This window comes from Methylobacterium nigriterrae, from assembly GCF_037106235.1.
GTDB classification, from domain to species: domain Bacteria; phylum Pseudomonadota; class Alphaproteobacteria; order Rhizobiales; family Beijerinckiaceae; genus Methylobacterium; species Methylobacterium nigriterrae.
Map to the genome: position 1 here is coordinate 1 of NZ_JBAWTG010000910.1, position 268 is coordinate 268.

Annotated in this window: 1 protein-coding gene; it reads left to right on the top strand. The window is 60.1% G+C overall.

Annotated features, from left to right (window positions below; genetic code table 11):
* On the top strand, positions 1–268 hold a 268-nt coding region (rpl5, locus tag WDW90_RS39650; RefSeq protein ID WP_431311232.1), incomplete at both ends, for a large ribosomal subunit protein uL5.

Below are 268 nucleotides of genomic sequence, written 5' to 3' on the forward strand. Positions count from 1 at the left end.
GGTCAGAAGCCGGTGGTCACTCACACCCGGAAGGCTATCGCGGGTTTCAAGATCCGCGAGAACTCTCCGATCGGCTGCATGGTCACGCTGCGCGGCGCCCGCATGTATGAATTCCTGGACCGTCTGGTCTCGGTGGCGCTGCCGCGTGTACGCGACTTCCGTGGCGTGTCCGGACGGGCATTCGACGGCCGTGGCAACTACAACATCGGTTTGAAGGAAATGATCATTTTCCCGGAAATCGAATCCGACAAGATCGATGCGATCCGCG